Source organism: Parabacteroides sp. PF5-9 (assembly GCF_029893105.1).
Taxonomy (GTDB): domain Bacteria; phylum Bacteroidota; class Bacteroidia; order Bacteroidales; family Tannerellaceae; genus JARXWG01.
Window position 1 is genome coordinate 105,582 of the sequence record NZ_JARXWG010000005.1, and the last position, 10,639, is coordinate 116,220.

Sequence of the window (10,639 nt, forward strand, 5' to 3'; positions counted from 1 at the left end):
CGATTATAATGAATAAAATTGTAAGTAAAGAACAATTCTCCACCAATGTGTTTCAGTTGGAAGTGGAGGCGCCTTTGATTGCCCGTTCGCGTAAAGCCGGGCATTTTGTCATTGTAAAAGTAGGCGATAAGGGAGAACGTATTCCTTTAACTATTGCCGGGGCAGATATTGAAAAAGGCACTATCACTTTAGTGATTCAGGCCGTTGGCAATTCTTCAAAAAAAATATGTGAATTGGAAGTCGGTGACTATATCACTGATTTAGTGGGGCCGTTAGGTCAAGCGACACACATAGAAAAAGTCGGAACAGTGGTATGTGCCGGAGGAGGTGTTGGTGTGGCTCCACTTATGCCGATTGTAGAAGCATTCCATAAAGCGGGCAATAGAGTTATTGTCGTATTAGCCGCACGTACCAAAGAACTCGTTATCCTGGAGGAACAGATGCGTGCCAACTCGGATGAAGTTATTGTCATGACAGACGATGGTTCTTACGGCACTAAAGGATTAGTGACCGATGGCATAGAGAGCGTGATTAACCGAGAGCAAGTCGACTTATGTGTAACGATCGGTCCGGCTATTATGATGAAATTCGTTTCTGCTTTAACAAAGAAACATAACATCCCGACTGTCGCTTCACTCAACACCATCATGGTTGACGGAACCGGCATGTGTGGTGCATGTCGTATTACCGTGGACGGAAAAACCAGATTCGTTTGTGTGGACGGACCGGAATTCAATGCGCATCAAGTCGATTTTGACGAAATGATTATGCGCTTGGGAGCCTATAAAGAAATGGAGTAAAAATAACTTATAACGATGAATCAAGATAAAGAACTTTCAACTTCCGCCCGAAGGGCAGAGCCTTGGAGAGAAGAACTTCGGAAAAGCAAAAAAAATAAAGAACGCACGGATATCCCTCGTGTAAAAATGAACGAACTGGATGCGGAATACCGTAGTCGCGTTCGCAATGAAGAGGTCAATCTGGGATTAACTGCCGAACAGGCGATGCAGGAAGCGCAACGTTGTCTCGACTGTCCGAATCCAACCTGTATGAATGGGTGTCCGGTCAATATAAATATCCCTACATTTATTAAATACATCGAAAAAGGCGAATTCCTTGAAGCGGCCAAAGTATTGAAAGAGACCAGTGCGCTTCCGGCTGTATGTGGACGTGTATGCCCACAGGAGAAACAGTGTGAACGAGAGTGCATCCATCTTAAAATGAAAAAAGAGCCTGTTGCCATCGGATATCTTGAACGTTTTGCGGCCGACTATGAGCGTGAAAGCGGAAACATATCCGTTCCGGAGATTGGAAAACCGAACGGAATAAAAATTGCCGTTGTCGGATCAGGGCCAGCCGGACTCTCTTTTGCCGGTGATATGATCAAGAAAGGATATGACGTCACCGTATTCGAGGCCTTGCATGAAATAGGTGGGGTATTAAAATACGGTATCCCCGAATTTCGTCTACCCAATGAAATCGTAGATGTCGAAATTGACGGATTACGCAAAATGGGTGTTCAGTTTATCTCCAATTGTATTGTTGGGAAAACAATCAGCTACGAAGACCTGCATGAAGAAGGGTTTAAAGGGATTTTCGTTGCAAGTGGAGCCGGGCTTCCGAATTTCATGAACATCCCGGGTGAAAATCTGGTCGGCGTAATGTCATCTAATGAATACCTGACTCGCGTGAATCTGATGGATGCTGCAAATCCGGAAAGTGACACGCCTGTGTGGCAAGGAAAAAACATCGCAGTTATTGGTGGAGGGAATACCGCAATGGACTCCGTTCGCACAGCCCGTCGCCTGGGAGCCGAACGCGCGATCATCGTCTACCGTCGTAGTGAAGAAGAGATGCCGGCACGCCTCGAAGAGGTCAAACATGCCAAAGAAGAAGGTATCGAATTTATGACTTTACATAATCCGATCGAATACATTGGCGACGAACGTGGACGAGTCAAACAGATGCGTCTTCAAAAAATGGAGTTGGGAGAGCCTGATGCCTCCGGACGCCGTCGCCCTGTTGCTATTGAAGGTGCGATCGAGACGATTGATGTAGACGGAGTGATTGTCAGCGTCGGCGTATCTCCGAACCCACTTATCCCAAGTGCATTTCAAGGACTGGAAGTCAGCAAATGGGGCACTATTATCGTCAACCAGGAGACGATGCAATCTGCCCTGTTGGATGTCTATGCCGGAGGAGATATTGTGCGCGGGGGAGCTACAGTCATTTTAGCCATGGGCGACGGCCGTAAAGCTGCCGCTTCCATGCATGAAACACTTCAAAAGAAATAATTAAACCAAAAAAAGTCAAAAAATAGACTTACCGAGTAGGGGTTTTTGTTCCGTTCTTTGTCTTTAGACAAACAAAATCAAGATTATCAACAAAACATATCGATATGAGAAGTAAAAAGAACGAACAAAAACCGCTACGTTGGTTTTGGAATCAGCCCAAAGAAGGACAAAGTATTGAAGACTGTGAATCAATCGCAGAAATCTTACAGGCTGAATATAGAAAGCAAAAAGAGGCAAATGCCGGTCTGGCTCCTGCTTAAAAGATAAGATCCAATAATTTCTGACCAGTTGTATCGAGGACTTGCAGTGATAGTTGATCGCCATATTTTCGAAGCACCATAACAGTGGCACCTTCCAGACGTTGATTCCCCCCGATTACAACTGGGAAGTTATTCCCTTCCGAACCTTTCGGGTGATACATAAAACGATGGGTATGCCCACTGATATTTACATCAAAGGGTATTTCCTTGAGTAACGGTCCCCATAAATCAGTACAAGGTCTATACGCATCACCATTCCCATACAACGGGATATGGTTCAACAAGACACGCCGAGAGGCATTTTGAAATGCAGGTTGGCTGAACTCCTTCTGAAGGAAGTCCACCTGATCCTGCCTGAGTTGTGTAAAATCATTCAGACCATAATAGACCCATGTCGAGTCCGGTTTATCTTCTCCGCAGTCAAGCATAACAAAACGGGTATCGCCCCAACTGAACGCACCGTATGTTTTATCGCCAACATAGTCAAACAGACTGCGAAGGCCAATCGAATAAGCGTCTCTTATTTCATGGTTCCCTCTCAAATAGAAAACAGGTACTTTATTGGCTCCCACCGCCTCGCACTGCATCGATAGATGAAAAAGCGCCTCTTCCTCCGTCTTTGGATCATCAATACAGTCACCATTGAAAACCACAAAGTCGTAAGGGATATCCTTTACCTGACGGCACAAAGCATTCAACGTCTCTTCTTGTTTGTGAAGATCATTAAAAATGATCGCAGTAAAATCTGTAGAATCTTGTGAAGGAAGTGTAAAGGAAGAAAACGGACTAACAGCTGTTTCTCCGAATTCCTTTTTATAGGCCTTGTACAGGGTTATTTCACGCGAACATACTCTATAATAATACGTTCTTCCTGCCTCTAAATCATTCAACCGTATCTTATTGTGCAAACCGTTGCAAATAACCTGTCCGTCGACCAACGTATGTACTTTCTGCAGATGCAACGTATCTGTGCCAAACTCTACCCAGCTATATGTCGGAACCGTCGTCTGCCACATGATCGTGATGCCATTGCCTACAGGATTCTGCAAATAAGGCTGCGTATGAAAAATAGCGTCCTTTGCAGCTTTTAAACGAACTTCTGCCAATATCGGTCTGTGATCCGAAGCCAAAGGTTCATCCACCACCTGATTAAATAGCAATGTCGGAGTCGTTGCCGACTTCTTGTAAAAGCCGATATAATCAATACAGTTTTGCGGATCAGGCGAAGGGAAGGTCGGTTGTTCGGGATTAGTCAATAATCCGAAATCTTCCGACATTTGCTGTATAAAAGGAGAATCGGGCCGGGCATTCAAATCTCCGGCAATAAAGAAAGGTTTAGCTGTTCCCATGGCTTCCCGGCGGATAAGATCAAGCGAATACATCCGGTCTTCCTCCGTCAGCGACAGATGCGTACAACCCAGAATATAGCGTTCGAACTCAACAATCAATAAAACACGCTGTTCCTCCCTGCCGGGGAGTTTGATCGTATAACTATTGAGCGGTTTCTCTTTACTCAACACCCCTACTCCATATTTCCCTCCGTCAAAATCGATGGCCGGACCATAAGTGCGATACATCAATACCCGCTCTGCCAATTCGCGTAAAACATCCGTTTGGCCACTACGAGCGGTCATACTATCCACCTCCTGAAGGGCTACAACAGTTGGTTCGGCTTGCATAATCACTTGAGCAACCCTGTCATAATCAACCCTTCCATCCATACCGCGTCCATTTCTGATGTTATAACTAAGTATACGCAAAGTAGCTGAATCATGCCCCGATCCCTGTTTGGCATTTACCGGAAAAACAGACAAGAGAGTAAACAGACAGAAAATAAAATATTTCATGATTATCCTTTTTAGGTTGAATCACAAAAGTAATCAATCGAACGAAAAACCATCTCAAGTTGAGCACAATTTGGGTATCTCTTTCATGCGTTTATATCTTTGTTGCGCTTTAAGTTTATAAGATCAAGTACACAAAAAAACAAAACGTCCGATCGGTTTATTTGCAACTTCAGCAACACTTTTCTGTTAGAGGTACCTCTAAAATGATTTAGACGTACCTCTAAATCGATTTACACCTACCTCTAAATTTATTTAGACGTACCTCTAACAAAAAACAGAGGTAGGTGTAACAAAAAAATAGACAACATGTCGCAAAAAAAAGGACTGAATAATGTTCTTATTCCTATAGGATGGTTAAAAAAACAGGTGGACTTTTTGGAAATCGGATAAGAGATCTGTTGCGGGTAAGATCGTATAATAAGCGGATTAGTGATCAGTAAACAGCCGTCCCTGATAAGTGTCCCTCTCTATGAGGCGTTTCTTGATTTTTGCTGTAAACTCATAGTTTTTGATTCCCCAATCAGGGGCAATCAACAGTTCTTTAGGCGATTGCGAGATAAATCGTTCGATCACCATAGAGGGGTTTAACCGTTCTATAAAATCGATTGCCAGATCAACATATTCATCTACGGAATAGAGTCGGAATTGTTCGGGATTATCTGCATATTCCCTGGCCATACGCGTGTGCCGGATTAACTGTAATTGATGTAATTTAATGGTATGGATAGGTAGTAGAGAAAGTTTTTCTGCATGCTGCAGGATCTCTTCCCTACTCTCTCCCGGCAATCCCAGAATCATATGTACTCCGGTATAAATACCGCGATCGGCCGTTCGAGAAATAGCGGCTTCCGAATCGGCCATCGAATGGCCACGGTTTATCCGTTGTAATGTCCCATCCAACGTACTTTCCACACCGTATTCTATCATCACAAACTTCTCCCGGGAGATCGCTTCAAAATAATCCAACAATTCATCCGGCATACAATCGGGACGGGTGCCTATGATTATCCCTTCTACGCCGGGAAAAGAGAGCGCTTCTTCGTATTTCTTTTTCAGTTCTTGTAACTCGCCATAAGTATTCGTATACGCCTGAAAATAGGCCAGATACCTCATCTCCGGATATTTCCGGGAAAAGAACGAAATTCCTTCTGTCAGCTGTATCGGTACAGGTTCTTTCACCTGGCAATAAAGCGGACTGAATGTCTGATTATTGCAATAGGTGCATCCGCCCGACCCTTTTGTACCGTCTCGATTCGGACAGGTAAATCCGGCGTCAATCGATATTTTCTGAACTTTAAACGGGAAAATACCTTTCAGAAAATCACTAAATTCATTATACCGTTTTCTCTGCTCCATATGACAAATATAATGACTTTTTTATGCTAACTTTGTCCCTAAAACTGAAAAAAACGACTAATACGCATGAAACACGTAGGCTTATCCCTGTTAGTACTACTGACTATAACAGGAAGTTTATTCGCACAAAACGGAACTAAACGTATTCAATTAAAAGAGATCATCGATGGAAACTTCCGTCAGGTAACCGCTACCGGAGAAATGCGCTCTTTACCGGATGGTGAACATTACACGGCGATGAACCGTGAACGCAATATGATTATCAAATATTCCTATCGCACAGGGAATCCGGTAGATACACTGTTTAACACCCAAAAGGCTCGGGAATGTACATTTGACTCTTTTGAAGGATATGAAATCAGCAGTACGGGTCATCGGATAATGATCTGGCGGGAGACGGAATATATCTATCGCCGCTCATGGAAAGCAACGGTATATGATTATGATGTGCGGCGTAATTTTGTAAAACCATTGACCGACCAACAGAAAAAAGTGATGATACCCACCTTTTCTCCCGACGGTCGTATGTGTGCCTATGTGATCGACAATAATATCTGGATTCGTAAATTTGACTTCGACACGGAGTTACAGGTCACCAAAGATGGCGAGTTCAACAAAATAATCAACGGAGTTACCGACTGGGTGTATGAAGAAGAATTTGCGGTGACCAATCTGATGGCTTGGTCGCCCGAGAGTGACTATTTGGCTTTTGTCCGTTTTGACGAATCTGAAGTGCGCGAATATTCCATGCAGATCTATGGTAACGGGGTATATCCGGGCTATTATAATTTCAAATACCCCAAAGCAGGAGAGAGCAACTCGCGCATCTCGCTTCATGCGTATGACATACAAACCAGAGATACTAAAGAATTGAATGTGCCGATTGATGCCGACAGTTATATTCCACGTATCACCTTTACAAAAAACGTTGAACAACTGGCGATAATGACATTAAATCGTAACCAGAATATCTTCAACATGTATTATGCCAATCCGAAAAGTGGAGTTTTCAGATTGATCCTCCGGGAAGAGAATAAAGCCTATATTGATTCCGACTGGTTTACTTCCATACAGTTTACAAACGATGGCTTTACATATGTCAGCGAGCAAGACGGTTATGCACATATATATATGTATTCCCCAACCGGCGTGATGCAAAAACAGGTAACTCAGGGGAACTGGGATGTCACCCGCTTCCTCGGTATGGATGAGGCTAACAAAACCATTTATTACCAATCAGCAGAAGAGAGTCCGCTTCGTCGCGCCATCTACAAAATAGACGCCAAGGGCAATAAAACAAAACTCTCTACACAGGAAGGGACAAACAGTGCTGTGTTTAGTGCGACTTATGCTTATTTCGTCAACAACTATTCCAATGCAAACACCCCAGCCAAAATCACAGTCCATGAGACGAAATCCAATAAATCATTACGTGTGCTTCAAGACAATGCGGCATTAATCGGCAGATTATCCGAATATACGTATCAGCCAAAAGAATTCATCAAAGTGGAAACAGCTTCCGGTTATGAGTTGAATGGCTGGATGGTCAAACCGGCCAATTTCAGCGAGACCAAAAAATATCCGGTACTGATGACCCAATACAGTGGACCAAACTCTCAACAGGTACTCGATCAATACAGTTTTGACTGGGAACAATATCTGGCTGCCAATGATATTATCGTCATTTGTGTAGACGGCCGTGGCACCGGAGCACGTGGTGAAGCGTTCCGCAAATGCACCTATCAACGGATGGGCGAGTTGGAATCGCGCGATCAGGTAGAAGCAGCACAGGCTTTAGGTCAATTACCTTATATCGACGAACGACGGTTTGCGATCTATGGCTGGAGTTTCGGAGGATACAACACATTGATGTCTATGACTACCGGCAACAGTACGTTTAAAGCCGGTATTGCTGTGGCACCCGTAACGGATTGGAAATATTACGACACGGTCTACACCGAACGTTTTATGCGTACACCTCAACAAAATTTCGAAGGATATGCCGCCACCTCTCCTTTGGCTAAAGCAAAAGATCTTCAGGGTAAGTTATTGTTGATCCATGGAACGGCTGATGATAATGTGCATTTCATGCAGTCGCTCGATTATGCGGAAGCACTGGTTCAGGCGGGTAAACAATTCGATATGCATATCTACAAAGATCGCGACCATGGTATCCGGGGAGGCAATACACGTTATCATCTCTATACAAAAATCTGTAATTTCTTATTTGAAAATCTGTAATGTCTCAACATGTGCGCAAACCGGAATGGTTAAAAATCAGGCTCGGAGGAAACGAACAGTTCACCCGGACCAAAAGCATTGTGGAGTCACACTGTCTGCACACCATCTGTACCAGTGGTAAATGTCCCAATATGGGCGAATGTTGGAGCAAAGGAACGGCCACCTTCATGATTGCCGGTGAAATATGCACCCGTTCCTGCCGGTTCTGCAATACGCAGACAGGGAAACCGCTACCCCTTGATCCGGAAGAGCCGCAACGAATAGCCGAAAGTATCCGTCTGATGAATTTGAAACATGCGGTCATTACTTCTGTCGACCGGGATGATCTGCCGGATTTGGGTGCAACCCATTGGGCAACGACCATACGGGCAATCAGAACTGTTAATCCGCATACCACGATCGAAGTTCTTATTCCCGACTTTCAGGGTCGGTTAGACTTAGTTGATTTAATTATAGATGTACAACCGGAGATCATTTCCCATAATATGGAAACCGTCCGGCGTATTAGCCCTTCCATCCGTAGTGCTGCCAAATACGATGTCAGTTTATCCGTATTAAAACATATTGCCGATCATCCTATTTCAGCAAAAACGGGCTTAATGGTCGGATTAGGTGAAAGTGAAGAAGAAGTGTTTGATTTAATGGATGATACATTAAAATCAGGCGTGTCAATCTTAACGATCGGACAATACCTCCAACCTTCACGTAAAAACATCCCCGTAAAAGAATATATCACTCCCCAACAGTTTGATAAGTATAAAGTTATTGCACTGGAGAAAGGGTTTAAAATGGTAGAGAGTGCCCCTTTGGTTCGCTCCTCCTATCATGCCGAGAAGCATGTTTAGGCATGAACATTTAATCTATTCAGTTGTTATACATATGAGACGAAAGGAGAGAAAGAATAAGGGATGAATAAAGTCAGCAAACGTTTAGATAACCAGGCAATAGGACTCGTTCCATTGTTATTGTTCATGTTTTTGGACAATTATATTTCGTATTTATTTTCATTGGCTATAGGTGCTGCTGCCTTCTTTGTTCTGACAGTGATGCTTTATCTTGTTTTGAAGAAAGACAAGATTTATCAGTTCATGTTATTGCCGGCTGCCGCCACATTAAGCCTATATGCCTTATTTGTCATATCCCGCCTTGATCTGGTTCTCTTCTCCTATTCCCCCATTGTCATAGAAGTTTTATTAGTCGTTGTACTGGCTATAATCGGTTCGTTTAAACGCACCATTATCCGGCGTATCCGTCATTCTGCAAATCCGAAATACAGAAAATCGTTCATGCGGGCTACGATAAACGAATTCTATTTTCTGGTTCAAATCGTACAAAACCTATATACATTACATCTGTTTATCATTTTATTCTACAGTATCCTCCCCGATACGATGCAACATCCGGATATCGAACATTTTCTTTTCCGTCAGCTCGGCCTGATCATCGGAGTTGTTGTCATTATATACGAACAGATCAGGTTGACCATGATGCAGGGCAGTTTGAGAAAAGAGATGTGGCTGCCTGTTTTAAATAACGAAGGCAAAGTGATTGGTTGTATAGCCCGCTCCGTCAGCCGATCGCTTCCCCGAAAATATTATCATCCGATTGTACGGGTCGCTGTGATTTACGAAGGAAAACTATACCTATCCAAACGAAATAAAGAAGATTATATCTCTCCCGACACATTAGATTACCCCTTTCACCAATATGTGACATTCCGCCACAGTATCGACCAGACGATGAAAGAGACTATCGGCGAATTGATACAAGACAAACGTATCGCTCCGCATATGCTTATCCGTTACACCTATGAAGATGAGAAAGTGAAACATATGGTTTCTTTGTATACGATACGCCTCTGTTCGGAAGAACAATTAAAGGAGTTTAAATTCAGAGACGGAAAACTTTGGACAGCCAAACAGATTGAAGAAAATATCAACTCGGGAGTATTCAGCAAATACTTTGAAACAGAATTTCCCTATCTGCAAAACACCATATTATTCGCTGAAAATTTCTGTAACAACCTCAATAAAAAGGACGAAGACGAGATAAAATCAGTTATTTAAATTATCGGTTTCCCAATTCGATCACTTCCAAATCTTTGATCTGTGATCCATCAATCGCAAAACGAATGAGCGTGCGAACCTGATGAAAACCACTCTTTCCTACAGCACCGGGATTCATATAAAGACAATTCAACGACTTATCGAACATAACTTTCAGAATATGCGAATGTCCTGTTATAAACAGATTGGGACGGGTATCATAAAGATCTTTTCGTATCTCCGGATTATATCGCCCCGGATAACCACCGATATGTGTCATCATCACCTTCACCTCTTCCGCATAAAAATGAAGAATTTTAGGATATTGCTGCCTGATTCCCTGCCCATCGATATTGCCATAAACCGCTCGTAAAGGTTTAATGGCAGCCAATCGTGCAGCCAGATGTGCCGAACCGATATCACCGGCATGCCATATTTCATCACAAGAGTCAAAATAAGTTTTGTATTTATCATCCCACCAGGCATGGGTATCCGAAAGAAGGCCTATCCGAAGCATATCAGTTTTATTCGTTTGATGCAAAGATAAAATTAAATCATTCCACAATAAACAACGTCTCTATTTAGTTTTAAGTATA

The 10,639-nt window shown here is 43.1% G+C and carries 9 protein-coding genes; 6 read left to right on the forward strand and 3 right to left on the reverse strand.

The annotated features are described in order from the left end of the window. Positions 1-8: 8 nt before the first annotated feature. The 3 genes from M2135_RS04655 (at position 9) to M2135_RS04665 (ending at position 2,554) form a co-directional block, all read left to right on the forward strand. Entirely contained in the window at positions 9-800 is a 792-nt protein-coding gene (locus M2135_RS04655; RefSeq protein ID WP_280747433.1) for a sulfide/dihydroorotate dehydrogenase-like FAD/NAD-binding protein, read from the forward strand. A 15-nt stretch (positions 801-815) separates the two neighbouring features. Further along, positions 816-2,294: an NADPH-dependent glutamate synthase gene (gltA, locus tag M2135_RS04660; protein ID WP_280747434.1), complete on the forward strand. Its 1,479-nt coding sequence runs from the start codon at positions 816-818 to the stop codon at positions 2,292-2,294. Between the two features lie 104 nt (positions 2,295-2,398). After that, the gene (locus M2135_RS04665) at positions 2,399-2,554 is read left to right on the forward strand and encodes a hypothetical protein (RefSeq protein WP_280747435.1); all 156 of its coding nucleotides are present in this window, start codon (positions 2,399-2,401) and stop codon (positions 2,552-2,554) included. On the opposite strand, the gene M2135_RS04670 is transcribed toward M2135_RS04665, so the two are convergent. Both M2135_RS04670 and M2135_RS04675 read right to left on the reverse strand, forming a co-directional pair. Continuing rightward, positions 2,551-4,401 carry an endonuclease/exonuclease/phosphatase family protein gene (locus tag M2135_RS04670; protein ID WP_280747436.1) on the reverse strand — a complete coding sequence of 617 codons (1,851 nt, stop codon included), beginning with the start codon at positions 4,399-4,401 and terminating at the stop codon, positions 2,551-2,553. The genes M2135_RS04665 and M2135_RS04670 overlap by 4 nt on opposite strands. 426 nt (positions 4,402-4,827) lie before the next feature. Next, positions 4,828-5,757 carry a TIGR01212 family radical SAM protein gene (locus M2135_RS04675; RefSeq protein WP_280747437.1) on the reverse strand — a complete coding sequence of 310 codons (930 nt, stop codon included), beginning with the start codon at positions 5,755-5,757 and terminating at the stop codon, positions 4,828-4,830. A 66-nt stretch (positions 5,758-5,823) separates the two neighbouring features. On the opposite strand from M2135_RS04675, the gene M2135_RS04680 reads away from it, so the two are divergent. From M2135_RS04680 to M2135_RS04690, 3 genes are all read left to right on the forward strand, one after another. Next, positions 5,824-7,998 (forward strand): S9 family peptidase, encoded by a 2,175-nt coding sequence (locus tag M2135_RS04680; RefSeq protein WP_280747438.1) that lies wholly within the window; start codon positions 5,824-5,826, stop codon positions 7,996-7,998. Then, positions 7,998-8,843 (forward strand): lipoyl synthase, encoded by an 846-nt coding sequence (gene lipA / locus M2135_RS04685; protein ID WP_280747439.1) that lies wholly within the window; start codon positions 7,998-8,000, stop codon positions 8,841-8,843. Before M2135_RS04680 ends, lipA begins: the two co-directional genes overlap by 1 nt. A gap of 63 nt (positions 8,844-8,906) precedes the next feature. Continuing rightward, positions 8,907-10,064: a hypothetical protein gene (locus M2135_RS04690; protein ID WP_280747440.1), complete on the forward strand. Its 1,158-nt coding sequence runs from the start codon at positions 8,907-8,909 to the stop codon at positions 10,062-10,064. 1 nt (position 10,065) lies between these two features. Here M2135_RS04690 and M2135_RS04695 read toward each other — a convergent pair whose 3' ends face one another. Next, a complete protein-coding gene (locus tag M2135_RS04695) occupies positions 10,066-10,560 on the reverse strand; it encodes a metallophosphoesterase family protein (protein WP_280747441.1) in 495 nt (164 codons plus the stop codon). Positions 10,561-10,639: the final 79 nt, after the last annotated feature.

Coding starts and splice junctions, on each gene's coding strand:
- M2135_RS04655 (WP_280747433.1), top strand. CDS start 9: ATGAATAAAATTGTAAGTAAAGAACAATTCTCCACCAATGTGTTTCAG.
- gltA (WP_280747434.1), top strand. CDS start 816: ATGAATCAAGATAAAGAACTTTCAACTTCCGCCCGAAGGGCAGAGCCT.
- M2135_RS04665 (WP_280747435.1), top strand. CDS start 2,399: ATGAGAAGTAAAAAGAACGAACAAAAACCGCTACGTTGGTTTTGGAAT.
- M2135_RS04670 (WP_280747436.1), bottom strand. CDS start 4,401: ATGAAATATTTTATTTTCTGTCTGTTTACTCTCTTGTCTGTTTTTCCG.
- M2135_RS04675 (WP_280747437.1), bottom strand. CDS start 5,757: ATGGAGCAGAGAAAACGGTATAATGAATTTAGTGATTTTCTGAAAGGT.
- M2135_RS04680 (WP_280747438.1), top strand. CDS start 5,824: ATGAAACACGTAGGCTTATCCCTGTTAGTACTACTGACTATAACAGGA.
- lipA (WP_280747439.1), top strand. CDS start 7,998: ATGTCTCAACATGTGCGCAAACCGGAATGGTTAAAAATCAGGCTCGGA.
- M2135_RS04690 (WP_280747440.1), top strand. CDS start 8,907: ATGAATAAAGTCAGCAAACGTTTAGATAACCAGGCAATAGGACTCGTT.
- M2135_RS04695 (WP_280747441.1), bottom strand. CDS start 10,560: ATGCTTCGGATAGGCCTTCTTTCGGATACCCATGCCTGGTGGGATGAT.